This window comes from Janthinobacterium sp. LS2A, from assembly GCF_036543145.1.
GTDB lineage: Bacteria > Pseudomonadota > Gammaproteobacteria > Burkholderiales > Burkholderiaceae_D > Janthinobacterium > Janthinobacterium aestuarii.
On the sequence record NZ_JAZHPB010000005.1, the window covers coordinates 168,984 to 194,623 of the forward strand.

A 25,640-nucleotide genomic window follows, 5' to 3' on the forward strand; every position below is an offset into this window, starting at 1 on the left:
GGCCATCATACACGACAATGTGAACAGCGATAACATAGAATGACGATAACGACTACCTATCATCACGGCAACCTGCGCGACACCCTGGTCGCCGCCACCATCGCGCAACTGGCGCAGCAGCACGACGCCACCCTCTCGCTGCGCGAACTGGCCCGCACGGTGGGCGTATCGATCGCCGCCGTGTACCGCCACTTCCCCAGCAAGGAAGCCTTGCTGGCCGAGGTGGCGGCGGCCGGTTTCGCCAGCCTGATCGCCAAATGGGAGGCGGAACTGCCGCCGCAGGGCAGCCTGCCCTCCGAGCAGCGTTTTCAGCTGCTGGGCAAGCAATACATCGAATTCGCCCTGGCTTCGCCGGCCCACTACCGGCTGATGTTCGAGCACCAGGACGTGCGCCAGTTCCCCGCCCTGCTGGAAGCGGCGCAAGCGTGCTTCCAGTACGTGCTGCAAACGGCCGGCGCCGCCGTGCGCGAAGCGGGTCTCGATCCGCGCTGGGACAAGGCCGCCGCCAGCGCCGGCTGGTCGCTGGGCCACGGCTACGTGATGCTGCTGCTCAGTGGCCGGCTGGCCATGGCGGACGGTGGCGACGACCTGTCGCCAGCCATGGTGCCGCGCTTTTTCCAGTTGCCGGTAGAGGCCTTGCGGCAGGCGCGTCAGCAAGCGGGAGAACAGCCATGATGACCATCGCCAGATGCGCCCGCTGATCATGCAGGATCCCATGGACTCATCCACTGTCCCCGGCACCGAGGGCTATGCGGAAAATGCAGGAGGGCTCATCGCCCGATATGAAAGCGTTGCCTTCCTGGATAAATACCGCCCCGTTGCCCATCTCTTGCCGACGCGGCCAGGCGCCGTGCTCGACATCGGCGCGGGAACCGGCGGCGACGCGGCGTGGCTGGCAAGCCTGGGACACACGGTGATCGCGCTTGAGCCCGTTGCCGCCTTCCGCGCGGCGGGCATGCAGGCGCATGCCCTGGCCAACCTCGAATGGATCAACGATAGCCTGCCCGCCCTGTCCACGATAGGCGCGCGCCACACCAGGTATGACTTGATTGTCGTCGCTGCCGTCTGGATGCATCTGGCGGCGGAAGAAAGGATGGAGGCGATGGGCAATATCAGCACATTGCTCAAGCCCGGCGCAGTACTCGTCATTTCCCTGAGGCATGGTCCGCCCCCGAAAGGCCGCCGCATCTTTGACGTATCCGCCAGTGAAACGGCAGACCTGGCAATGCGGCATGGGCTCAAGGTCATGCTAAGCACGCAGGCGCCATCCGTCCAGCCGCAGAATCGCCAGGCGGGGGTGAGCTGGTCCTGGCTTGTCCTTGAGAAATGATTCAAGCTGAAGCAGCATGCACCAGGGAGCTGACAAAGCAGGCACTCAGCCGAGACCAGCCATTATTTTTGAAACGCCGTCAATTTATGCACAATATATCGATAGACACTCTCTCCGTGATCGCCAGGCAATGCATTGCCGTGACGTGCCTGCAGTGCTTTTGCCTGCGCTTCGACATTCACCATCCGGCGCTGTCCGCGTTCGCCGGCCACATATGGAAAATAACGCAGGTCGCGCCCGGAGATTTTGCGGCCTGGGAGCGCGGCTTTGCTTCCCTGGCCGTGACGGGCATGGGCGATCCCTGGCCGGACGACATCCGCACGGCGATACCCGGGCACCTGCTCGGCGCGCTGGAGCAGCTTGTTCAGCATGTGCTGGAAACGAGCGCCTGTACCTGGCATGGCGACGACCTTCCGGCAAGCCGGCGCCAGCTGGAAGCCGTGCTTGACATCTGTGTCCGGCATGATGTGGCGGTACCGCAGCTGGCGCACTATGCGCAGCACGATGCGGCGCCGCGCGGCGGCTGGGGGCCGATGCTCACGAACGAAGAAGTCAGGGCCTGGAAAGCCCTGATATAGCAGTCAGCCCCTCATGCATGGCTGGCCAATGCCACCAGCCGCACCTGGTCGAGCAGCCGTTCCTCTTCATCCGTATCGGCATCGATTTGCGTGACCACGGTCCAGAATCGCGCGCAGGTCCTGATCTGCTCGAAAGCATGGCGCGTCTCAAGCCGCACCATGGTTTTTCTCAAGCTGTGCAGATAGCCTTCCTCGATGGACTCGAGCAAGGCGTCATCGGCAGCGTCGATCAGATCGAGCAGCGCGCCTTCTATCGTTGCATGCCCCTCTTCCCATAGTTGGCCGATTTCCGGCACATCGACTTCCATGCACTCGTTCGACCAGTCCGGCGGGTAATCACCACGCTCCCGGTTATCGGGGGCGGTGTCAAAACTCAGCGAAAGGGACGGGAACGATACGGCGTTGAAGGCAAAGGCTGAAAATGCCTGGTCCTTGAATGGGGACGCACCGAGCAGTGCCAACGATGCAGTGGCCAGCCTGAGCCAGGTTGCTTCAACGTCATAGGCCGTTTCAAACGTTTGCCAATCTGGCAGCGAATCGGGAGTCAGGGACATGGCGGGCCTGTCGAAAAAGAATAGCGGTGGATAGTGCGAGGAATTATACGTGGCACAGCCAAGGCGGCAGGCGGTGGTGCGTGAACAGTGCGGACGATGCCGGGAGCACAAACCGGTGACTCAGAGCGGCCCTTCATCGTCAGCGCGGCGAAAAAAAAGACCGCACCCGCCTAGGGAGCCGGGGCCAGGTCGGATATGCAGATAGAAACTATTTCTTAGGCTGGGACAGGGTCGCCTATGAGAGATATCGCTAACGTTCAGCCTTAGCCGAGATCTGCAAGGGACGCATCCATCAAATGCCACGTCACATCGTCGTCTGGCAAATCGAGCAGCCAGTCGCGGCGCGGTCGCGGGAACGGCGCGCCTTGGGTCAGCCACGCCTGGCGCCAGTACTGGTTGACGATCGCCTGCAGCGGATGGTCGGCCGCCACCCACGGTTGCCAGACGCCGCTGACCGGACAGGCCTGGTCGCAAGCGCAGCTCAACCATGGCTCGGGCCGCGCCACCTCGCGCAGCAAGCCGTGCACCGCGCGCGGTTCCACTGCCCCATGGTTGTGCCGTATCGTCAGACACTGTTCCCATATCACGGGGCCGTAACGGCTCTTGCCATCGGTATCGAGCACGCTGAAATGGCGGAACTCTTCGCCTTCACCGAACAGCCAGGCCGGTTCCGTCAAACCCTGCCCAGCGACAGGTTGCCAATATGCGGAAAATGGCGCGGTCGGCGCGTCGCTGTGCAAGCCGGTGGGACGCAGGGCATAGCCGGCGGCCAGGAAATATGGTTTTTGCAACAGCGAGGCGGCGCTTGGCTTCGGGATGACTGGCGGTGGGCGCACACCCTTGGCTTCATGCAGCAAGGTATCCCTGTCGCCATTCCAGGGTGGCAGGTCGGCGGGGGGCAGTGGCAATACCTTGTCCAGATTAGGAAAGCGCGCATTGGGATTGAATCCCAGTTCACGATTAAGTACGGCATAACGTTCGCCGCGAGCTTTGTCCACGTATGGCGCCAGCATATCGGCAAGATCAAAAGGAGAACCGAATTCAATTGCCAATGCGCTCGCACATTCTGCGCAGCCAAACTTGACTCCCTCATGCAATACATTTAGAGCACGCTGTTTGGTTGCAGGAGTTCGATCGCCAATCTCATCGCCATTTGCAGCTCTTGGTATTGCATACAAATAGTGCAGGTTAAACGCAGCAGGCCCATATCCTTGAGAAAGCGCACACGCCATCATTTTTATCGCTACAGGAATATTGGCCCAATATCCAGGAATAGCACCGTCTGTTCCCGCTCTTAATTTTTCTCCTAAAAATGCCATCGCCTGAGGATTTCCCATGACAGCCGCCTTTTGCCAGAAGGCATAAGCCCGGGTGGTATCGCCTGTCACACCCGTACTGTTCGCATAATACGTTCCCATCCGGTCGTAGGCCGCCGGTATGCCCAGCCGCATCGCCTTTTCCACCAGTTGCACCGCTTCTTCCTCACCATTTAAAGGATCGCGTCCTTCCACATACAGGCTGGCCAGATTGAGCATCGCCTTCCAGTGCAAACGCTGCGCCGCCTGACGCGTCAGATCGATGATTTTTTTATAATCGCGGTCTTCCACAAAAATTTCAGGATCTTCCAAGGCGCGTGCTTCGAGAAACCAGTCCTCGGCTTGCGCATCGATGGGCGGCACCTTGTTCGATTCGATTTCACAAATGAAATCAGGGACATGCGGATTGAAGAGGGGCAGGCTTTGGTTGCGTGGCAAGACTTCTTCTTTGTCGTTTGGCATTTTGCAGGCGAATAAAGGGATATACAGGAGAACTACCAATACGGAACATGGCAGACGAATGAATATATTTTGATACTGTTTCATGCTCACCCCAGACGTATAGTAGAACTTCGGCTATCTTCTAATGGCAACAAAAAACCAATCATTTTTTTTAATTTTGCTCCGCCTTGTTTTGCCAGCTTTTTCGTTCGATTGGCTTTCATTAAGTTTCCCCACTTTTCAAAGGCATCCACAATCTCCCCCTTCGTCCCACCCCCGCCATCGACCAGTCCGCCGCTAAGCATGCGCCACACCCGCTTGCGCAAGTCCCGAGCCACGCGATGATCGACGGTGGCGATATTGATTTCGCTGTCGACGGCCATGCTGCGCTGATTCAGGTTGGCGCTGCCCAAGGTCATGAACACGTCGTCGACCAGCATCAGTTTGGAATGGATGTAGATTTCACGGTAGCGCCAGCGGTCGTTATCGAACGCGCTGACATTGAGCATGGCCACCGACACCTTCAGCCCGAATTCGCTTTCAAGCGTCATCACGCCGGGTTTGTTGATGCCGTTGGAATGCCGCACCACGTCGGGCAACTTGACTTCCGCCTCGGTGGAAATGCCGAACCCTGCCCTGACACGCCGGGTTTTCGGTCGCTTGTTGTAGTCGTCGATCATGGTATTTTGCCCTGTCATGCCATCGTGCTGCCCCAGCGCCGCCAGCGTGTCGTGGGTGCGCGGCACCATCTGCGCCCGCTCCGGCACCGGGATGACGATGAATACGTGCATGACGGGCATATCACGCATGGTCTTGCCCGCTTTCACGCTGCCGGCCTTCCAGGCGGCAACCACCTTCTTGCGCTCGGCAAGCAAGTGCGCGGCCCAATCTTCATACTGGAAATACTGGTTTTCCACATACAGGTAGCCGGCCGCCAGGCTGGCCTGGGTCACGGCGCGAAAGTAGGTTTCCTTGATGGTTTTGTCCTGCTCCTCGGGCTGCGTCAGGACGATCTGCACGGTAGAGTCGTCCGGCCCGGCCTCGCGCAACAGCCGCGCCGGTGGGCTGCCACATGGCAACTCCTGGCTAACACATTCGGTGGAAGCCGAACGCGTGCGGTCGTCGATAGCGCGATCCCATGCCTTCACGAAATTGTTATAGAGCGCGATGAGCGCCTTGCCGCCGTCGATGCGGCAGGCGTAATCCTGATAGGGCTTCAAGGTGGCGAACCCGCCGTCCGCGGCCATTCCCTGCAAACACTCGCGCCGCTCGTTGACGCCGCCCTGTTCGCGGCGCGTATCGTCGAGCAGATGGGCCGTCGTGTCCCAATAATCGGTCACAGAGTTCAGGCCCATCACGTAACCGACGGCCTTGCCCCCCTCTTCGTGGTCGAAATCGATCAGGACCGGCTTCTGGTGGTGCGTGCCCAGGTATTGCATGCCGGGCTTCTCGATTTCCCCCATCGTCAAGCCGCGCGGCTGGTTGATTTCGGTCGAGATACTCTTGCTGATTGCGCCGCTGTCGCCGTGGCGCAAACGAATCGTGATACCACTCAGCATGCCCTTAAACGCCGCCACATACCAGTTGTAGCAATATTCTTCACGCGCCAGCATCGGAATATCCTCGGGGCGGACTCTATCGCCCCTGAAACCGCCGCTGAACATCGCTTTCCTGGCGACCGCGTCCTGCAACATCGCCAGGCTGGCTTTGGCGCTGATGTCGTCGGCGCGCTGTCCATCGGTTTTCCATGGCGAGGTGCCGTGCGAATGGCCCGGCATATTGTGCACCATCGGCGAACCGATCCGGTCATGCCAGATCAGCAGGCGCACCCTGACGTGACGCCGTGCGGCGGCGATCAGCAAGTCGCCAAAAGTTTCGCCACGCGGCCAGGTCGCGCCGTTGCCGCGCACCAGTTCCATGCCCGGGTCGAAGCCCCAGCAGCACAGGTCGACCGAATGTTTAGCCTTGGCGATCTCCGCGGCGATGTCGGCAAACGCTTCCTGTCCGCAAATGAACAGCGCCAACTTGTTGTTGTGCGTAATCGGATGAGTGGCCTTGTCCTTCAGGTTGCGGTTTTCCAGCAGCCACTGGAGCGAACTGGTCGCGCTGCGGCCGACTTCGTCGATATGGGTCGTTTCGATGCGGCCGCTCGATTCCGGCATGGCGCTCTCCAGTCAGTGTCGTGCATCATTGAACCCAGCGGCCATCGGCGGTGTCGTCGAACGCGCGCAAACCGCGGTTCGACAGCTTCTGTTCACCATCCACCGCCGCGTTCGGGGCGAAGCGTGCGCTGGCCTGCAATGAAAACTCTTCACCATTGCCAAGGACGACACGGTAGCGCGGCGTGCCGTCCTGATGCGCGATCAGGATGCGGCCGAATTCGTCGGTCAAGCCGCGTTCGACTTCGGCGTCTCCCTTGTACAGCGTGTACGGCACGTGCGCGTATTGACCACCATCCGCATGGGCCTGGATCGTATGCTGCAATTGCCCCGCTACCGGCGCGATGGGCGGTTCCAGCTCCGGTTGCGGCCGGTTCTTGGGTGCCAGCGTTTCCAGGTTTCCATGGAACAGCGTCGGCGACGCGGTAAAAAACTGCACCTTGTCGCTAATTTCAAGCATGCAATTGGCACCATGCAGGCGCACGCCTTTGCGGCCGCGAATATCCACCCAGTCGGTCTGGCTGATCAATTCCAGAACCTTGTTGGCGACGATATCGACCGCATCGGTTTGCGCCGCGATCTGCACCGGGCCAGCTGCGGCGATCAGTTTCATGCCAGCCTTGTGGACGAACAGGCGGAACGCCGCGCCGATGCTGGCGAACAGGCCGCCGCCGGCCGCCAGCGACAGGTCGCACCCGGTCGTCAGCGCGGTGTGCTCGGCGCTGGCGATGTGCGTCGATTGCGCGGTCGTCGTTTCGATACCGGCCGGACTGGCCAGCACCAGATGCGGCTTAGATAATTCGGGAAACGCGTTTTCGCCATTGCCGCCACCACCCTTGATCCCGGCATGCTGAGCGTTCAGCACATCGGCGGCGGCGCCCTGCTGGGCGGCGCTTTCTTGCGCACCGTAATGCTGCGCCAAGGCGGCAAGCGCCTTGTGCCGCTCAGCAGCCTCAGCCAACCGGCGCAAGGTTTCATCCATGCTCTTGATATGAGAGCCGGCACCGGGGCGCGCTTCGGTGGTCAGCAACATGCCGCGGCCGGCGCGCGCCACGCCCCAGGCGTCTGACGCCAGTTCCCAGCCCTCGCCACGCGCATCCTTGCGCCCGTTGGCGTCTTCGATGCGGCTGATGCAGCCGAGCGACAATTGGCTGTGCTGATGATCGCTTTTCAGTTGCACCTGGATGCGCTGGTGCGTGTCGTCGAGCACCAACTGGTTGCCGCGCACGCCGTAGCCGCCGCCAGGCATCAGCTCGGCGCTGCGCCAGCCCCCAAGCATGCGTTGCCCCGGCAAATTCCACGGCGGCGCATGCTTGCCGTTGTACACCGCGCCGACAATGACGGGACGGTCGATATTGCCGTCGAGAAACTGGATCAGCACTTCCTGGCCAATGCGCGGCAACGCGATCTGACCGAATGCCTGGCCCGCCCATGGCGTCATGACCCTGATCCATGGCGAACTGCCCGCGTCGAACTTGCCCAGCCGGTCCCAGTGAAATTGCACCTTCACCCGGCCCAGACCGTCGGTATGGATGGTTTCGCCTGCCGGCCCGGTGACAATCGCCGTCTGCACGCCGGGCAACGTGCAAGGCGTGCTGTTGAACTGTCGCCCCGGATACCAGCGGACGCTCTTGCGGATGCAGCTAAAACGGTTTTCATAATGCGACTTCGCGCCCGTGCCTGCCTGGTAATTGTTACTGGCGATATGATCGACCGACAGGATCAGGTATTCGCGCGAGCCGATGTCCGGGCACGCCGGTTCACCTCTGGCCGGCATGGATTGCTTGCCGCTGAAGTGTCCGCCCAACGTGAAACTGCGTCCGGCCTGGACGCAGCGGTGATTGCCGCCAGCGTCGAAGTATTGCACCCGGCAGTTATTCTCCTCCAGGCGGCGTTGCGCCAGCGCTTCGCCGTCGCCCATGTCGGTATAGCCATAGCCGGTGTCCTGATACAGTTCATGGGCAAACACGTCGCCCTGCTGGTGCAGCGCATGGCCGCTGGCGCGGCTGGCATACGGCTGCTTGTAGTTGAAGCTGGCCAACGTGAGCGAGCCTGAAGCGATCTTCCGTATTGCCTGCCAATCGCGTATGCCGTCGCGCTCCAGCGAGCCCGCGTCGCCGCGAAACATCATTTCGTCGGCTTCGCTGGCATCGTGGTCGCCTGGGTCGATGCTGTCGCTCAGCCAGGTATTGTCGCCCAAACAGAGCGTATGACCGTCGGCGCGATGTTCATACCAATAGTGGATACCCTGGTCTTCCCAGCGCCGGTGCAGATGGTTGTAATCGGTTTCATTATGCTGGTTGGCGCAACTTAGTATCGCTTTTTCCTCATGCAGCCGGTTTTGCCAGTCGCGCTGCAAATAGTGATCGAAGGTCGTTTCGCTGATGTCGATGACCGTGCGTTCGTGGAACGAGACGTTGTCCATGCGCAGCCTGGACAACGCCAGCCAGGGTTGCAGCACCATCTGGTAGAACGCGAAACCGCCATCGCTGCGCAACAAGCGAAATTCGCCGACATAACCATTAAAATAGCGCAAGCTGCCGTCATCGCGCACCATCGAAATCGTGACCATCCGGCCCATCATCGCTGTCAAGGGGACGTGGAGATTGTCGGACAGCAGTTCGGCCTCGAACCAGAAGTCGCGTGACATTTCCTCGTGTGCCCGCAAGCTGTTGACCAGCAGCGCGGTATCGGGCGGACCATCGTTGCGCGGAAAATCCATGCGCAGCAAGCGGCTGTCCTGGACTCGCCAGCTCGCTCCGAAAAGGCGCGCCAGATCGGCTGCCAGCTCGCCATCATCCATTTTTCCTCCGTCGGATAGTTCCCCTAACCCATGCTAACCATGGTGAACGCTGGCATATTGATGGAACTCAAACTAGTTGCCCATACGCAAAAAAGCCGCATCAGCCCTGCGGCGGATGCGGCTTTCATTTCAACCAAGAAAGATTATTTCTTGGCGGCTTTCGGATACTTGATGCTCATTTCCTGCAACAGGTTATCCGCGTGGTCCACTTCCTTCATCACCCACAGCATGTAGCGGATGTCGAGGTGGATGGCGCGCGTGATGGCCGTGTCGAAGTACCAGTCCTTGGTGATCGATTCATACGTCGAATCGAAGTTCAGGCCGATCAGCTCGCCGCGCTTGTTCATCACGGCCGAGCCGGAATTGCCGCCCGTGGTGTCGGCGCTGGTGAGGAAGTTGACGGGAACCGTGCCCAGTACCGGGTCGCGGAACTGGCCGTAGCGCTTTTGCTTGACGGCGTCGATCAGTCCTTGCGGCGCTTCGAACGGGGCCTTGCCAGTGACTTTCTCGACGATGCCTTCCACGGTCGTGAACGGTCCCTTGTTCAGGCCGTCGCGCGGCGAGTATGGCGAGACGGTGCCGTACGTCACGCGCAAGGTCGAGTTGGCGTCAGGATAGACAGGTTTGCCTTGCGACTTCTTCCACGCGATCACGGCTTGCATGTATTGCGGAATCACGCGTTCCAGGTTGCCGTCGATTTCCTTGCGGCGCTCTTCCAGCGCCACGTCCACCGGATGCAGCTTGACGGCCAGTTGCATGAAGGCGTCGTCGGACTGGGCAACGGCGGCCTGGTCCTTTTCCAGCCAGGCCAGGCGCTTGGCCGTGTCAGCCAGTTGCGTCTGCTGGTACAGGGCCGCCACGGCGCCTGGGGCCGGCAGCAGCGCGTCCAGGCCTTGCGGATGGCTCTTCGCCGCCAGTTGCGCGTAACGCTTCAGGCCAGCTTCAAAACGCGCCTGGTCGACCTTGTTGACGTACGACTGCTCCAGGCGGGCCAGACGGGCCTTGATGAAGGCCAGGTCGCGCTGCTGGAAGCCCGATTCGCGCTCGGCGTCCGCTTTCTGGCGCTCCAGCGACAAACGGTAGATGGTGCGCGCGCTTTTCAGCAAATCGCTGTTGGTGGCCACGCTCCAGGCGAACTCTTCTTCGCTCAAGGCCATGTCGCTGGCGATCGCCGCGTCCAGTTCGGCCAGCAGGGTCGGCGAGACGTTCGGCTGTTTCGCGTACCAGGCGCGGAACTCGGCATCCTGCACGTCCTTGATGGCGGCGATGTCCTTGCGCGCGAAACCGTCGAGCAAGCCCTGGGTTTTCTTCAGCACATTGTTGATGCTTTTCACCACGCTGGCATAGCGCACGGCAGCGGCCGCGTCGCCATTCGTCGCATCGGCCATCACGGCCAGGTCGGCCTGCAGTTCCGATACTTTCAGCGGGAAAGCCGTATCGCGCGCAAAACGGATTTCCGCCGGCAGCTTGTAGCGGCTGGTGCGGCCGGGGTAGCCCGCCAGCAAGATGCCGTCACCGGCTTTCAAGCCTTCGGCCGAGACCACCAGGAAATCCTTCGATTTGTACGGCACGTTGTCGGGCGACGGGTCGGCCGGGCGGCCATCCTTGCCCACGTAGGCGCGCAGGAACGAGTAGTCGCCCGTGTGGCGCGGCCATTCGTAGTTGTCGATGTCGCCGCCGAAGTTCCCGATCTTGTCCGATGGCGCGTACACCAGGCGCACGTCGCGTATCATCATCTGGCGGATGCGATAGTACTCGAGGCCGCGATGGAAGGCGGGCACGGAGCAGCGGTACATCTTGTCCGTTTCGCATTCGGCGATCAAGTCCTTGACGCGCTTTTCCACGGCTTCGTGGCGCGCGCGGCCGCTCATGTCGGCCGTCAAGCCTTTCAGCACGCGGTCGCTGACGTTCTCCACCTTGTCCGTCACATACACGAGGCTGTTCGGACCGCCCGGCAGCTCTGCGGCGCGCGTCTTGGCCAGGAAGCCGTTGGTGATGTAATTGTGTTCCGGCGTGGAATTGCGCTGCACGGCGCCATACGCGCAGTGGTGGTTGGTCACCACCAGGCCGGCGTCGGAAACGAAAGCGGCCGAGCAGCCACCGAGCGACACGATGGCGCTCATCGGGTGCTTGCTCAGGTCAGCCAGTTTTTCTGCAGGAATTTCGATACCGACCCGTTTCAGTTCGGCTTTCAGCTGTGGCAGTTGGTGTGGTTGCCATTGCCCTTCGTCGGCGTGTGCGCCGGCGAACGCGCCCAACAAGGCGACTGGTAAAACGATTGTTTTGAACAAGATATGCCCCTCCATAAAAGCAGGCGAAAGTATAGCCTGTCCAGGCGAGCTGAGTCGGCAAAAATTAACCGATTGCAATTTCTGTATCAGGCGGCCGGCCGCCCCACTCCCTGCAGGGGTATCTGCAAGGCCAGGCGGCATCCGGCGCCCGAGGCCGGCAAGCCCACCTCGAAGTGGCCACCCAGCGCCGTCACCCGTTCGGCGATGCCGATCAGGCCAAAGCACTGTTTCTTGCGCTGCTGCTGCGGCGTGATGCCGATGCCGTTATCGCTGATGGCCACGTACACGGCGCAGGCATCCGAACTGAGTTCGATCTCGACCTGGCTGGCCTCGGCATGGCGCATGACGTTGCTCAGCGCTTCCTGCACGATGCGGAACAGCACGATCTCGGCCTGGCTGCCGATGGCGGCAAACAGCGCCTCGTCGCGGATCAGCAGGCGGCAAGCAACGCCGCTGCGCTTGCGGAAGTCGCCCACCTGCCATTCGATGGCGGCCTGCAAGCCCAGGTCCAGCGCCATCGGACGCAGCTCGTTGATGATGCCGCGCACGCTCTTGATGGTGGTATCGACATTGCTGAGCACGGCACCGACCCGGCGGTGCAGGCGCGGATGGGAACCTTCGGTGCGCGCGCTGAGCATGGAAATATCGATGCGCAGCGCCAGCAGGTTTTGCCCCAGTTCATCGTGGATATCGCGCGAAATGCGCTTGCGCTCGTCTTCCTTGGCCGTTTCCAGGTGCAGCGCCAGCTGGCGCAGCTGCGCGTGCGACTGGCGCAGGGCGCCATCCATCAACTTGCGTTCGGTAATGTCCGTGTGCGCCACCACCACGCGCAGCGGCCCTTCGCCGAGGAAACGGCTGACCCTGGCCTGCGACCAGCGGGGGCCTGAGCGCGTGATAAATTCATATTCGAGCGCAAACGTGTCGGCACGGCCGGCAATGACGGAGCGGATGCCGGCGGCCAGCTCGCGTCCGGCGCTGCGCTGCCAGCGCGGGTCCGTCTCGCAAAACTCCAGGTAATGCAGCGGTTTTTGCATCTGCCCGACAAAATCCAGGCACGCCTGGTTGGCATGCGCGACGCTGCCCGCCTGGTCCAGCACCAGCACCCGGTCCGTCAGCGAATCGATGGTGGCATGAAAGAAACGCTCGGCATCGCGCAAGGCTTCCTGGGCCCGCTCACGCTGCTGCACTTCCAGCTGCAGATGCTGGTTGGCGTGCAGCAATTCGGCCGTGCGGTCGATGACCCGCTGGTCCAGCTCGCGGTGCAGTTCGCGCAAGTCCGCCTCGGCCAGCTTGCGCTCGGTGATATCGGAAAACACGCCGACAAAATGGCTGATGGTGCCGTCCGCCATGCGCATGGGCGTGATCGACAGCGATTCCACGAAGCGCTCGCCATTCTTGCGCCGGTTCACCAGTTCGCCATACCAGCTGCCATCCCGGTGCAGGCTGCGCCACATGGCTTCATAGAAATGCGGCAAATGCGTGCCGCCGCCGAGGAAGGATGGATCGCGCCCGATGGCTTCCTCGGCCTGGTAGCCGGTGATGGTGGTGAAGGCGGGGTTGACGGAAATGATGCGGTTGTCGCTGTCTGTCACCAGCACGCCCTCGCGGATACTGTCGAGGATGACGAAGGCGCGCCGCAAGGCCGATTCGCGCGCGTGCTCGTCACCCAGGTCCGTCACCAGCATGCGCGCCGTGTCGCTGGCCGCGTCGAAATTGGCTTCGATGCGCACCATGCCGCCCGCCGATCCGCCGAACAGCTGCGCCTCGAGCACTTGCCGGGCGCCGCTCGTGAAGACGGCGTCGAGGAAGCGGCGGAAGCTGCCTTGCGCCTGGGGCGCGACGAATTGTTCGAAGCGCCGCCCCAGCAGCTGGTTCTTGTCGCGCTGCAGCAAGCCGCAAGCCGCCACGTTGACACGCGTGACGACGCCCTCGCGCGCCAGCGAAAAATAGCTGACGGGCGCCTGTTCATACAGCTGCGCATAACGGTCGCGGCTGCTTTCATATTCATTCTTCAGCTGTTCCAGCTCTGCCAGGGCCGCGCTCTGCATTTCCAGCTCGATCTGGCTGACCTGCAACTCATGCAGCTGGCGTATCACCTCTTCATTCGACTGCGGCGCCACCACGGACTGGCGCTGCTGCGCCGCCAATTGCTCGGCCTGCTCTCTCAGCCTGGCCGGCCCGCTACCGTCGTCGAATGGTTCGCTCATGACGCGCTCTCTCCTGCTTTCCCGTCCGCCGCGGCGCCGGACTGAATCTGGCGTAACTGGGCTTCCAATACCTTTGACTCGGTAATGTTAATAAAGGTCACCACTACGCCATCGATAACATTTTCCACCGTGCGGTACGGCATGATGCGCACGTTGTACCAGCGCCCGTTCTTGGTCTGCACCTGCCGTTCGCAAAACACCAGGCTGCGGATGACTTCCAGTGCGTCCGCCTCCAGGTTCGGGTAGGCCAGGTCGTTGACGATGTCGCTGAGCGGGCGGCGCAAGTCCGTCTGGATCAGCTTGTAGATTTGCGTGGCCGGCGCCGTGAAGCGGCGGATGCGCAGCTCGCTGTCGAGGAAGATGGTGGCGATATCGGTACTATTGAGCAGGTTTTTCATGTCACTGTTGACCAGCGACAAATCGTCGACCTTCGATTGCAACTCGGCATTGACCGTGTACAACTCTTCATTAAGCGACTGCATCTCTTCCTTCGAAGTGGTCAGCTCTTCGTTCGCAGATTGCAACTCTTCATTGGTCGACTGCAATTCCTCGTTGGCCGATTTCAATTCTTCGCGCGAGGTCTGCATTTCGTCGCGCACGGCCTGGATTTCATTGCGTGCCTGGATCAGCTGCTGCTCCAGTTCCAGCACCTTGGGGCTCGGCGAGCGGCCCCGGCGCGGGATAGCCGCCAGCGGTACGCTGGCAAACGTGACGAAGACCATGCCGCGCAGCTCTTCGGGCTGAAGCAAGGCTTCCGCTGTCAAATCCACGCCATGCCCCTGTCCTGCATGATCCTTGAGCACCAGGCCATTCAGGCGTACCAGGCTGTCGCTTTGCAGCGCCTGCTTGATCAGGCCCGCCAGCTCGTAACGCAAGCCATCGCGCGCCATCGCGTGGATATTCCAGTTGGCCTTGCCTGCCGCCGGTTCCAGGAAGGAACCCGTGCGCCCGTTGATATACAGGATGTCCCCATCCTGGTTCAGCAGCACGGCCGCAGGCGAATATTTTTGGAGCAATAATTGCTCGACATGGGATTGAATTTTTCCGGGCATGCTGACTTCTCTCGTGTCGCTGGGGGGAGGAGGAGTGGCCGACGACACTTTCGTGGGAAAGTACGTCAGCAAGCGCTGGCGCGCCATGTTGTCGAGACGGCGGTACAGCCGGGTCGATGTCGTCAGCGGCGCGAACAGCTCGGAAAAATGACCGGGCGTGTCGGCGCTGCCCAACAGCAAAACGCCATCGCGGTTCAAGGCGTAATGAAACAGGGGAATTAAACGCTGCTGCAACTTGGCATTGAGGTAAATCAAGAGGTTACGGCAACACAGGATATCGAGCTTGGTGAACGGCGGGTCCGAAATAATGTTTTGCTGGGCAAAGATGATCATGTTGCGGACCTCTTTCCTGACCAGGTAATCGTTCTTGTCCTGCAAGAAAAACCGTTCCAGGCGCTCGGTCGACACATCGCTGCTGATCGTTGTCGGAAACCGGCCCTGGCGCGCGCGATCGATGGCGTCGGCCGACAGGTCGGTGGCAAAAATCTGCAGGCTGTACTTCGACGGCGGGTTGCTGCCGGCTACCACCTCTTGGAACACCATGGCCAGCGAATACGCTTCCTCTCCCGTGGAACAGGCAGGAATCCAGGCCTTGAACGCGCGCCCGTCAGGGTTAGCCGCCAGCATTTGCGGCAAGACCACCATCTTCAGGTATTCCCACACCTTGGGGTCGCGGAAAAAATTCGTCACGCCGATCAGCAACTCCTTGAACAACAGGTCGATTTCCGCAGGATTGTTGCGCAGATAGGGAATGTACTCTTCCATCGATATCATCTGGTACAAGCTCATGCGGCGCTCGATGCGGCGCAGGATCGTATTGATCTTGTAGTCCGAGAAGCTGTTGCCCGTATGTTCGGACAGCAAGGCGACAATTTCCTGCAAGGAATTGCGTCCACTCGGCGCCTTGCCCGGCAACTCCAGAAAGCTGCTGCGAAACAGGTAACTGACGATCTTTTCGGGCATCTTGTCGGGAAAATCGACAAGGTCCACCGCGTCGGCGGCGATGGCGCTTTGCGGCATCATGTCGAACCTGGCCGTATCGGGATGCTGCGCCAGGGTCAGGCCGCCCGCCTGCTTGATGGCCTGCAAGCCGCGCGTCCCGTCGCTGCCCATGCCGGACAGAATCACGCCCACGGCCAGTTCGCCCAGCTCGGCCGCCAGGCTTTCGAAGAAAGCATTGATGGGCAAGCGGTGTCCGCGTAGCTGCAGCGGTTCGCTGAGCAGGAACCGTCCCTTCGACAGGCCCAGGTCGGCATTCGACGGAATCACATAGATATGGTTGGGCCGCAATGCCGCATGGTGCGTGATTTCCGTGACAGGCATGCTGGTGGCCCGCTGCAACAGTTCCGGCAACAGGGCTTTTTGCGTGGGATCAAGGTGCTGGATCACCACATAGGCGATGCCGCTTTCCGGCGGCACATGGGTCAGGAAAGCGACAATAGGGTCGAGTCCGCCAGCGGAAGCGCCAATGGCCACCACGGGAAAACCGATGGTGGGCGCTTCGGCAGGCAGGCTGGCCAGACTGATTTTGCTGCGTTTGCGGGTTATCATCGTCTGCTAGAAACCAGCCTCGGCAAACCTTGCCATGGCCGGCAATTGATAATCTTGCATTCTAGCACTCAAGGCGCGCATGAAAACGCGAATTTGGCGCAGGTTTTTCTACCCTGCGCCAGCCTGCCCTTTCCTCTACTGCACCTATGGCACGTGCCAACCGCCGCCCAGCGACTGGATCAGGGCCACGGCCGTGGTCTGGCGGTCCGCCTGCGCCTGCACCAGTGAGCGGCGCGCCGACAGGGCCGTCACTTGCGCCGTCACCACGTCCGTATAGCCTACCTGGCCCGCGTTGTAGCGGTTCAGCATCTGCTGCTCGACCTGGTCGGCGGCGGACGACGCCTGCTGGCGCAAGGCCAGCTGTTCGGCCAGCGCGCGCGTGGCCGACAACTGGTCTTCCACGGCGCCAAAGGCACTCAATACCGTCTGGCGGTAGCGCGCTACGGCCGCCTCATGCCCCGCCTTCGCCGCGTCCACGCTGGCCGTCGTGGCGCCCGCGTTGAACAGGGTCTGCGCGGCCGACACGCCCAAGGACCACAGGCTCGACGATGCATTGAACAGGTCGCCCACACGGCTGGCGCCGGAACCGTAGGAACCCGTCAGGTTCAGGCTCGGATAGTAGGCCGAGCGGGCGATGCCGATCTGCTCGTTGGCCACGGCCACCCGGCGCTCGGCGGCCGCGATGTCGGGACGGCGCTGCAGCAGGGTCGATGGCACGCCCAGCGGCACCTCGGGCACGGTCAGGGTCCACGGCGCCACGGCCAGGCTGAAGTCCGATGGGGCCTTGCCCAGCAGGATGGCGATCGCGTGTTCGAGCTGGGCGCGCGCACGCGTCTGGCTCGACAAATCGATCTGCGCATTGGCCAGCTGCGTCTGCGCCTGCAGCAGGTCGGACTTGGCGGCGATGCCCGAGTTGAAGCGGTTGCTGGTGATCTCGAGCACGCGCTTGTAGCCGTCGATGGTGGCATTGAGCAGCGCGATCTGCGCATCGCTCTGGCGCAGCGAAAAATAATTGGTGGCCAGTTCGCCCTGCGCCGACAGGCGCGCCGCGGCCAGGTCGGCCGCGCTGGCGGCCGCGCTCGCGTCCGCGCCCGTCACGCCCGCACGCAAGCGGCCCCAGATATCCGGCTCCCACGACGCGCCGATGGCCGCCTTGAAGTTGTTGTTCGTCTGCTGCTCGCCCCCGCCACCAGAGCGGGCGCCGCTGCCCGTCAGGTTCACGGTGGGGAACAGCGAGGCGCGCTGTTCGCGCACCAGCGCGCGCGCCTGCTCGTAGGAAGCGATGGCGGCCGCCACGTTCTGGTTCGAGATTTCAATGCTGTCGGCCAGCTGGTTCAGCTGCGCGTCGCCGAACAGGGTCCACCAGGGACCCCGTTCCAGGGTGTCGGCCGGCACGGCAGGCTGCCAGCCGGCCGCCTCCTTGAACGTTTGCGGCGCGGCGGCCGTCGGCGTTTCATAGGCGGGGCTGACGGCGCAGCCGGCCAGCAACAGGAAAGCGGTAGCGGCGGCCAGTGCCGGCAAATGGCGTGCGGGGACGGCGGATGGAATAGGTTTTACTTGCTTCATGATTGTGTGCTCGGGTTATCTGGCCCAGGAATGCGGCTCAATTGCTGCTCGTCGGCGCTGCGCGTGCGCAGCTTGTCGAGCAGGATGTAGACCACCGGGGTGGTCAGCAATGTGAGTAACTGGCTGGCAATCAGGCCGCCGATGATGGCGACCCCCAAGGGCTGGCGTAGCTCCGACCCCTCGCCGAAACCGATCGCCAGCGGCAAGGCGCCGAGCGCCGCCGCGAGGGTGGTCATCAGAATGGGGCGGAAACGCAGCAAACATGCCTCGCGCACCGCCTCCACCGCACTCAAGCCGCGCGAACGCTCGGCCTCCAGCGCGAAGTCGATGATCAATATAGCATTTTTCTTGACGATACCGATCAACAGGAACACGCCGATCAGGGCGATGATGGAAAACTCCATGCGGAACAGCAGCAAGGCCAGCACGGCGCCCACGCCCGCCGACGGCAAGGTCGACAGCACGGTGACGGGGTGGATCAGGCTTTCGTACAGGATGCCCAGCACGATGTAGATCACCACGATGGCCGCCAGGATCAACAGCGGCTGTTCCTTGTTGCTGTCCTGCGCGCTCTTGGCCGAACCCTGGAAGCTGCCGCGCACATTGACGGGCATGCCGATTTCCGACTCCGCCTGGGCCACGGCGGCCTGCCCGTCGCTGAGCGGATAGCCGTCGGCCAGGTTGAACGACACGGTGGTGGCCAGTTCGCCGCCCTGGTGGTTGATGGAGGTCGCCGTCGAGCTTTCCGCAAAGCTGCTGAACGAGGACAGCGGCACCATGTGCGCCAGGGTCGTGGACAGGGCCGAGCCGCTGGACGGGTCGCGCGCGGCCGTCGTGTTCGACGGCGCCGCGCTGGTGGTGGTACTGGTGGTGACCGTCGTGCCGCGGGCGGCGACGGCGGCCGCATTCGACGCCGGCACGTACACGGAGCGCAGCGCTTCCGGGCTTTGCGCATAGCGCGGCGCCACTTCCATGATCACGTGGTACTGGTTCAGCTCATCGTAGATGGTCGCCACCTGGCGCTGGCCGAAGCTGTTGTACAGCGCATTGTCGATATCCTTGACTTGCACGCCCAGCTGCGTGGCGCGGTCCTTGTCGATGGAAACAAAGGTTTCCACGCCGTTTTCCGCCTGGTCCGTGTCGACGTCGATCAGGGCCGGCTGCAGCTTCATCTGGTCGGCCAGCTTCGCCGCCCATTTTTTGAGGTCCGCCTGATTGTCGCTGATCAGCGTGTACTGGTACGTCGAATTGCTGGAGCGCCCGCCCATGCGCAAATCCTGCACAGGATTGAGGAACAGGGAAATGCCCGTCACCTTGGCCAGTTGCGGACGCAAGCGGGCGATGACGGCTTGCCCCTTGTCCGTGCGCTGCGAGGCCGGCTTCAGGTCGATGAACATGAAACCGCCCCCTGCCCTGCCGCCGCCCGTAAACCCGACGACGGTGGCGACTGCCGGATCGTCCTTGATGATGTCGACCAGCTGGCGCAATTTGCTTTGCATGGCCTGGAACGAGATGCTCTGGTCGGCGCGCATGCCGCCATTGATCTGGCCCGTATCCTGCTGCGGGAAGAAGCCCTTGGGCGCGGCCGCGAACAGGTACACGTTCAGGCCGACGACGAACACGAGGATGGTCATCACCAGCGCGGCGCTGGACAAGGCCCAGTCCAGGCAGTGCTCGTAGACTTTCAGCATGCGCTCGAACCCCTGTTCGAACCAGCGCGCGACAAGGCCGGGCGGCTTGTGCTGCTCGCCGCTTTTCAGCAGCCAGGCGCACATCATCGGCGTGGTGGTCAGCGAGATGACCAGCGAAATCATCACGGCGGCCGACAGGGTCACGGCGAATTCGCGGAACAGCCGCCCCACCTGCCCACCCATGAACAGCAGCGGGATGAAGACGGCGACCAAGGACAGGCTGATCGACAGCACGGTAAAGCCCACTTCGCGCGCGCCCAGCAGGGCCGCCTTGAAGCGGTCCATGCCCGCCTCGATGTGGCGCTGCGTGTTTTCCAGCACCACGATGGCGTCGTCGACGACAAAGCCCGTGGCCACCGTCAGCGCCATCAGCGACAGGTTGTTCAGGCTGAAGCCCAGCATGTACATCACGCCGAAGGTGCCCAAGAGCGAGACGATGGTAGCGACAGCCGGGATGATGGTGGCGCGCACGCTGCGCAAAAAGGCGCTGACCACCAGCACGACGAGCACGATGGACAGGATCAGGGTGAACTCGATCTCGTGCAGGGACGAGCGGATGGAATTGGTGCTGTCGGACGCCACCTGCAGCTTGATGTCACCCGGCAGCTGCGCCTGCAGTTGCGGCAGCAGCGCGCGCACGCCGTCGACCGTGGCGATGACGTTGGCACCCGGCTGGCGCGTGATCAGCACGATGACGGCCGGGTCGCCGTTGAACAGGCCCAGGGTATTGTTGTTCTCCACGCCGTCGACCACTTCGGCCACGTCGTCGAGGCGGATGGCGGCGCCGTCGCGCCAGGCCACGACCAGGCTGCGGTAATCGGCCGCGCTGCGCCCGCCCGAAGCCGTCGCCGCGCCCGAATAGATTTGCAGACTGCGCTCGTCGCCGGAAATGGCGCCCTTGGGCCGGTTGGCGTTGCTGGCCTGGATGGCCGCGCGCACGTCTTCCATCGACACGCTGTAGTGATTGAGCTGGTATGGCAGCAGTTCCACGCGCACGGCCGGCAGCGAGCCGCCGCCCAGTTCCACGTCGCCCACGCCCTTCACTTGCGCCACCTTCTGCTGCACCAGATTCGACACAGCATCGTAGATCTGGCCTGGCGTGCGCGTTTTCGACGTCAGCGCCAGGATGATCACGGGCGCGTCGGACGGATTGGCCTTGCGGTAGGTGGGGTTGCTGCGCAAGGTGGCCGGCAAGTCCACGCGCGCGGCGGCAATCGCCGCCTGCACTTCGCGCGCGGCCGAATCGATCTTGCGGTTCAGGTCGAACTGCAGGTTGATGCGCGCCGAGCCCGTGCCCGACGACGACGTCATCTCGTTCACGCCCGAGATCACACCGAGGCGCCGTTCCAGCGGCGTGGCCACCGACGTGGCCATGGTCGCGGGACTGGCGCCGGGCAGGCTGGCGCTGACGGAAATGGTCGGATAATCGACCTGCGGCAGCGGCGAGACGGGCAGCACGAAGAAGGCGCCGACACCGGCCAGCGCGATGCCGATGGTCAGCAGCACGGTGGCGATCGGACGCTTGACGAACGGTTCGGACAGGTTCACGCGGCGCTCCCCGCGTTATCGGCCGGCTTGTCCAGGTTGACGCCCCGCGCTCTGGAGGCGAAGCGCTGTCCCAGGCGGTCGAAGCCCAGGTAGATGACGGGCGTGGTAAACAGGGTCAGCACCTGGCTGACGATCAGGCCGCCGAAGATGGCCAGGCCCAGCGGACGGCGCAACTCGGCGCCCTCGCCCCAGCCCAGCATCAGCGGCACGGCCGCGAACAGCGCCGCCAGGGTCGTCATCAGGATGGGACGGAAGCGCAGCAGGGCCGCCTGGTGGATGGCTTCCTGCGGGCTTTTTCCTTCATCGCGTTCAGCCTCGATGGCGAAGTCGATCATCATGATGGCGTTCTTCTTGACGATGCCGATCAGCAGGATGATGCCGATGATGCCGATCACGCCCAGGTCTTGCCCCGAGATCATCAGCGCCAGCAAGGCGCCCACGCCGGCCGACGGCAAGGTCGACAAAATCGTCAGCGGGTGGATGTAGCTTTCGTACAGCACGCCGAGCACGATGTACACGCAGACGACGGCGGCGAGAATGAGCCACAGCTGGTTCGACAGCGAGTTTTCATATGCGCCGGCCGCGCCGAGGAAGGTCAGGGTCACCGATGGCGGCAAGGCGATGTCTTTCGCCGCCTGGCGGATGGCGTCGACGGCGCTGCCCAGCGCCACGCCCTGCGTCGTGTCGAAGCCGAGGGTGGTGGCCGGGTATTGCGCCACGTGCGTGATTTGCAGCGGCGCCTGTTTTTCGCTGACGCTGGCAAAGGCGGACAGCGGCGTCGACTTGCCGGATCCCGTGCGCACCTGGAGGTCCGACAGGTCGGACGGCGTGGTGACGATGCCCGGTTGCGCTTCGAGGATGACGCGGTACTGGTTGGTTTCCGTGAAAATCGTCGAAATGATGCGCTGGCCGAAGGCGTTGTACAGCGCGTCGTCGACGGTTGCCGTGGTGACGGACATGCGCGCGGCGCTGTCGCGGTCGATCGCCACGGTGACGGCGGCGCCCGTGGCGCCCGCATCCGTGACGACGTTGCGCAGCTGCGATTTTTCACGCATGCGCGCGGCCAGCTTGCCGGCCCACTCGGTGACGGTGGCCGTGTCGGCCCCTTCGAGCGAGACGCGGTACTGCGTCGGCCCCGACTCCGCATCGATGGTCAGATCCTGCGTCGGCTGCAGATACAGGGTCACGCCGGCCACCTTGGCCACGCGGTTGCGCAAGCGCTCCATGACCTCGTCCTGGCTGCCGCTGCGCGGACGCTTCAGGTTGATCAGCATGCTGCCCGTGTGCAGCATGGTGTTGTTGGCCGCATCGACGCCGACGAGGGAACTCAGGGTATCGACAGCGGGGTCTTCCAGCAGCGCGCTGGCGGCCGCCTGCTGCAAGGTGGCCATGCGTTCGTATGAGACGGCTTGCGAGGTTTCGATGCGCGCCTGCAGCTGCCCCGTGTCCTGCGTGGGGAACAGGCCTTTCGGGATGGTGATATACAGGATGACGGTCAGCACCAGGGTGGCCAGGGCGACGAGCAGGGTCAGTCCCTGGCGTTTCAGCACCCACACGAGCGCATGGTCGTACTGCACGATCACACGGTCGAGGAAAGCCTGGATGCGCTGGCCCGTAGCGCTGATTTTTTCATCGGCGTGGCTTTTCAGCCAGCGCGCCGACATCATCGGCACCAGGGTCAGCGAGACCACGGCGGAAATCAGGATCGTGATGGCCAGGGTCATGGCAAATTCGCGGAACAGCCGGCCCACCACGTCACCCATGAACAGCAGGGGAATCAGCACGGCGATCAATGACACCGTCAGCGAGATGATGGTAAAGCCGATCTGCGACGCGCCCTTCAGGGCGGCGGCCATCGGCGTTTCGCCCTCCTCGATGTAGCGGGCGATGTTTTCGATCATGACGATGGCGTCATCGACGACAAAGCCCGTGGCGATGGTCAGCGCCATCAAGGACAAGTTGTTCAGGCTGTAACCGAGCAGATACATGACGCCGCAGGCGCCGATCAACGAGATCGGCACGGACAGGCTGGCGATCACCGTGGCGCGCATGCTGTGCAAAAAGGCGAAGATCACCAGCACCACCAGCAGCACGGACAACAACAGTTCCATTTCCACGTGTTCGACCGAGGCGCGGATGCCCGTCGTGCGGTCGCTCAGCACGTCGAGCTTCATGGCCGCCGGCAGGCTGGCCTGCAGGTCGGGCAGCAAGGCCTTGATGGCGTCGACCGTCTTGATGACGTTGGCGCCGGGCTGGCGCTGCACATTCAGGATGATGGCCGGCTGCTTGCCCGACCAGGCGCCCAGGCGCGTGTTTTCCGCGCTGTCGACGACATTGGCCACGTCGGACAGGCGCACGGGCGCGCCATTTTTATAGGTGATGATCAGGCGCTTGTAGTCTTCCGCCGTCACCAGCTGGTCGTTGGCGTTGATGGTGAATGAGCGCGTGGGGCCGTCGAAACTGCCCTTGGCGCTATTGACGTTGGCCGCCGCGATGGCCGTGCGCAGGCTGTCGAGACCCAGGCCGTACGACGCCAGCAACTTGGTGTCGCCCTGGATGCGCACGGCCGGACGCTGGCCGCCCGACAGCGAGACGAGGCCCACGCCGTTGACCTGGCTGATCTTGAGCGCCAGGCGCGTATTGACGATGTTCTGCACCTGCGTCAGCGGCATCGTGTCGGAGGTAATCGCCAGGGTCAGCACGGGCGCGTCGGCCGGGTTGATCTTCGCGTACACGGGCGGCGCTGGCAAGTCGGTCGGCAGCAGGGAGCCGCCCGCATTGATGGCCGCCTGCACTTCCTGCTCGGCCACGTCCAGGGTCTGGCCCAGCGTGAATTGCAAGGTGATGATGGAAACGCCGGCCGCGCTGGTGGAACTCATGCGCTGCAAGCCCGACATCTGCCCGAACTGGCGCTCCAGCGGCGCCGTCACGGTCTGCCCCATGACTTCGGGGCTGGCCCCCGGATACAGGGTCTGCACCTGGATGGTGGGGAAGTCCACCTGCGGCAAGGCGGCCAGCGGCAGGAACTTGAAGCCGACCAGCCCCGCCAGCACGATGGCCAGCATCAGCAGCGCCGTGGCGACGGGGCGCTTGATGAATGGCGTCGATGGACTCATTGCGCTGCGCCCTTAGCGGGAGTGGGAGCGGTCGCCGGCGCCGATGCTGCAGCCGATGCGGCCGGTGCGCTGGCCGCGCCATCAGCGTGCTGGCGGCGGTGGCGGCGCTCGCCGGTGCCTGCCCCCGCGCCACCGGCGCCCATGGCCGGCTTGTCGCCCGCCATGGTGACTTTCGCGCCCTCCTTCAGGCGGTCGGCGCCTTCCGTGATGACTTGCTCTCCCGCTTCCAGGCCGGCGCGGATTTCCACCATGTCGGTGGTGGCCTGGCCCCGCGTGACCATGCGCACGGTAACGGTTTTATCCGCTTTGAGCACATAGACGAAGTCGCCGTTGTTACTGTGGCGCAGGGCCGTCACGGGCACCAGCACGGCGCCCGTGATGTTGCCCAGTTCCAGGCGCACGTTGACGAACTGGCTGGGGAACAGCGCCATCTTGTCATTCGTGTAGCGGGCCTTGGCGCGCACGGTGCCCGTCTGCACATCGACCTGGTTGTCCAGCGCCGTCAAGCTGCCCTTGTCCAGGGTATGCGTGCGCGTGCGGTCCAGCGCCAGCGCGGCCAGGGCCGAGCCGCCATTCAAGCGCTCCTGGATGGTCTGCACTTTATCCTGCGGCACGGAGAACTCGACGTCGATGGGCGAGAGCTGCGTCACCACCACCACGCCGCCCGTATCGCTGGTACTGACCAGGTTGCCGATGTCGACCACCTTCAGGCCGGCGCGGCCGCTGATCGGCGACACCACCTTGGTATAGCCGAGGTTCAGCCTGGCCGTGCCTTCGGACGCGCGGTCCGTCATCACCGTGCCTTCCAGCTGCTTGACCAGGGCGGCCTGCGTGTCGACGTCCTGGCGCGCGATGGAATCCTGGCCCAGCAAAGTCTGATAGCGTTTCAGGGTCAGGCGTGCATTTTCCAGCTGCGCCTCATCGCGCTGGCGCTGGCCCGTGGCCTGCATCAGCGCCATCTCGAATTGTGCCGGGTCGATCTGCGCCACCACCTGGCCCGCCTTGACCATGCCGCCTTCCTTGAATTTCAATTCCTTCAAAATGCCCGACACTTGCGGGCGCACCGTCACGGTGGACGCGGCCGTCACCGTGCCCAGCGCATCGAGCACCACGGGCAGGTCGGATTTGACGGCCGTGGCCACGCCCACGGTGGTCGAAGGGCCGCCGCGGCGCCCGCCCGGGCCACCTGGCCCGCCAGGACCGCCAGCGCCCATGCCTGGGCCGCCCTGGGCGCTGGTGCCCGAATGGGTCAGGTACCAGGCACCGCCCCCCAGCGCCGCCATCACGGCCAGCGCGATGACCGTGCCGACGATTTTCGAACGGCGGCTGCGCCGTGGGGTGTTGGGTGTTGTCTGCGAATCCATCGCTTATCCTTGTCTAGGCCGCTGGCACGGCGAGTCTGTGGCGCCGGCCGAGGTGGAACACACTCAGGCAGGA

Annotated in this window: 14 protein-coding genes; 3 read left to right on the forward strand and 11 right to left on the reverse strand. The window is 63.0% G+C overall.

Annotation, left to right across the window (positions count from 1 at the left end):
* Nucleotides 1-39: 39 nt before the first annotated feature.
* From V3C40_RS16115 to V3C40_RS16125, 3 genes are read left to right on the forward strand one after another with little or no spacing between them, the layout of a single operon-like run.
* On the forward strand, nt 40-675 hold the full coding sequence (locus V3C40_RS16115; protein ID WP_331777959.1) for a TetR/AcrR family transcriptional regulator: 636 nt from the start codon (nt 40-42) through the stop codon (nt 673-675).
* A gap of 40 nt (nt 676-715) precedes the next feature.
* Nucleotides 716-1,330: a class I SAM-dependent methyltransferase gene (locus V3C40_RS16120; RefSeq protein ID WP_331777960.1), complete on the forward strand. Its 615-nt coding sequence runs from the start codon at nt 716-718 to the stop codon at nt 1,328-1,330.
* Complete coding sequence (locus V3C40_RS16125) at nt 1,327-1,908, forward strand: hypothetical protein (RefSeq protein ID WP_331777961.1); 582 nt, start codon at nt 1,327-1,329, stop codon at nt 1,906-1,908. The genes V3C40_RS16120 and V3C40_RS16125 overlap by 4 nt, the downstream gene beginning before the upstream one ends.
* Nucleotides 1,909-1,919: 11 nt before the next feature.
* On the opposite strand, the gene V3C40_RS16130 is transcribed toward V3C40_RS16125, so the two are convergent.
* From V3C40_RS16130 to V3C40_RS16180, 11 genes are all read right to left on the reverse strand, one after another.
* Nucleotides 1,920-2,462: a hypothetical protein gene (locus tag V3C40_RS16130; RefSeq protein WP_331777962.1), complete on the reverse strand. Its 543-nt coding sequence runs from the start codon at nt 2,460-2,462 to the stop codon at nt 1,920-1,922.
* A 263-nt stretch (nt 2,463-2,725) separates the two neighbouring features.
* Entirely contained in the window at nt 2,726-4,324 is a 1,599-nt protein-coding gene (locus V3C40_RS16135) for a tetratricopeptide repeat protein (protein ID WP_331777963.1), read from the reverse strand.
* A gap of 2 nt (nt 4,325-4,326) precedes the next feature.
* Nucleotides 4,327-6,381, reverse strand: a complete 2,055-nt coding sequence (locus tag V3C40_RS16140; protein WP_331777964.1) for a phospholipase D-like domain-containing protein — start codon at nt 6,379-6,381, stop codon at nt 4,327-4,329.
* Between the two features lie 25 nt (nt 6,382-6,406).
* Complete coding sequence (locus V3C40_RS16145; RefSeq protein WP_331777965.1) at nt 6,407-9,181, reverse strand: type VI secretion system Vgr family protein; 2,775 nt, start codon at nt 9,179-9,181, stop codon at nt 6,407-6,409.
* A 143-nt stretch (nt 9,182-9,324) separates the two neighbouring features.
* A complete protein-coding gene (locus tag V3C40_RS16150; protein WP_442907272.1) occupies nt 9,325-11,472 on the reverse strand; it encodes a S46 family peptidase in 2,148 nt (715 codons plus the stop codon).
* An 86-nt stretch (nt 11,473-11,558) separates the two neighbouring features.
* Entirely contained in the window at nt 11,559-13,679 is a 2,121-nt protein-coding gene (locus tag V3C40_RS16155; RefSeq protein WP_331777967.1) for a PAS domain-containing sensor histidine kinase, read from the reverse strand.
* Nucleotides 13,676-16,282 carry a chemotaxis protein CheB gene (locus tag V3C40_RS16160; RefSeq protein WP_070302131.1) on the reverse strand — a complete coding sequence of 869 codons (2,607 nt, stop codon included), beginning with the start codon at nt 16,280-16,282 and terminating at the stop codon, nt 13,676-13,678. Before V3C40_RS16160 ends, V3C40_RS16155 begins: the two co-directional genes overlap by 4 nt.
* Nucleotides 16,283-16,426: 144 nt before the next feature.
* On the reverse strand, nt 16,427-17,848 hold the full coding sequence (locus V3C40_RS16165) for an efflux transporter outer membrane subunit (protein ID WP_331777968.1): 1,422 nt from the start codon (nt 17,846-17,848) through the stop codon (nt 16,427-16,429).
* Nucleotides 17,845-21,087 carry an efflux RND transporter permease subunit gene (locus V3C40_RS16170; protein WP_331777969.1) on the reverse strand — a complete coding sequence of 1,081 codons (3,243 nt, stop codon included), beginning with the start codon at nt 21,085-21,087 and terminating at the stop codon, nt 17,845-17,847. Before V3C40_RS16170 ends, V3C40_RS16165 begins: the two co-directional genes overlap by 4 nt.
* Entirely contained in the window at nt 21,084-24,203 is a 3,120-nt protein-coding gene (locus V3C40_RS16175) for an efflux RND transporter permease subunit (protein WP_331777970.1), read from the reverse strand. Before V3C40_RS16175 ends, V3C40_RS16170 begins: the two co-directional genes overlap by 4 nt.
* Nucleotides 24,200-25,567 (reverse strand): efflux RND transporter periplasmic adaptor subunit, encoded by a 1,368-nt coding sequence (locus V3C40_RS16180; protein ID WP_331777971.1) that lies wholly within the window; start codon nt 25,565-25,567, stop codon nt 24,200-24,202. Before V3C40_RS16180 ends, V3C40_RS16175 begins: the two co-directional genes overlap by 4 nt.
* Nucleotides 25,568-25,640: the final 73 nt, after the last annotated feature.

What these genes read in the sequence shown, in the direction of transcription:
- V3C40_RS16115 (WP_331777959.1), top strand. Translation starts at nt 40, where the DNA reads ATGACGATAACGACTACCTATCATCACGGCAACCTGCGCGACACCCTG.
- V3C40_RS16120 (WP_331777960.1), top strand. Translation starts at nt 716, where the DNA reads ATGGACTCATCCACTGTCCCCGGCACCGAGGGCTATGCGGAAAATGCA.
- V3C40_RS16125 (WP_331777961.1), top strand. Translation starts at nt 1,327, where the DNA reads ATGATTCAAGCTGAAGCAGCATGCACCAGGGAGCTGACAAAGCAGGCA.
- V3C40_RS16130 (WP_331777962.1), bottom strand. Translation starts at nt 2,462, where the DNA reads ATGTCCCTGACTCCCGATTCGCTGCCAGATTGGCAAACGTTTGAAACG.
- V3C40_RS16135 (WP_331777963.1), bottom strand. Translation starts at nt 4,324, where the DNA reads ATGAAACAGTATCAAAATATATTCATTCGTCTGCCATGTTCCGTATTG.
- V3C40_RS16140 (WP_331777964.1), bottom strand. Translation starts at nt 6,381, where the DNA reads ATGCCGGAATCGAGCGGCCGCATCGAAACGACCCATATCGACGAAGTC.
- V3C40_RS16145 (WP_331777965.1), bottom strand. Translation starts at nt 9,181, where the DNA reads ATGGATGATGGCGAGCTGGCAGCCGATCTGGCGCGCCTTTTCGGAGCG.
- V3C40_RS16155 (WP_331777967.1), bottom strand. Translation starts at nt 13,679, where the DNA reads ATGAGCGAACCATTCGACGACGGTAGCGGGCCGGCCAGGCTGAGAGAG.
- V3C40_RS16160 (WP_070302131.1), bottom strand. Translation starts at nt 16,282, where the DNA reads ATGATAACCCGCAAACGCAGCAAAATCAGTCTGGCCAGCCTGCCTGCC.
- V3C40_RS16165 (WP_331777968.1), bottom strand. Translation starts at nt 17,848, where the DNA reads ATGAAGCAAGTAAAACCTATTCCATCCGCCGTCCCCGCACGCCATTTG.
- V3C40_RS16175 (WP_331777970.1), bottom strand. Translation starts at nt 24,203, where the DNA reads ATGAGTCCATCGACGCCATTCATCAAGCGCCCCGTCGCCACGGCGCTG.
- V3C40_RS16180 (WP_331777971.1), bottom strand. Translation starts at nt 25,567, where the DNA reads ATGGATTCGCAGACAACACCCAACACCCCACGGCGCAGCCGCCGTTCG.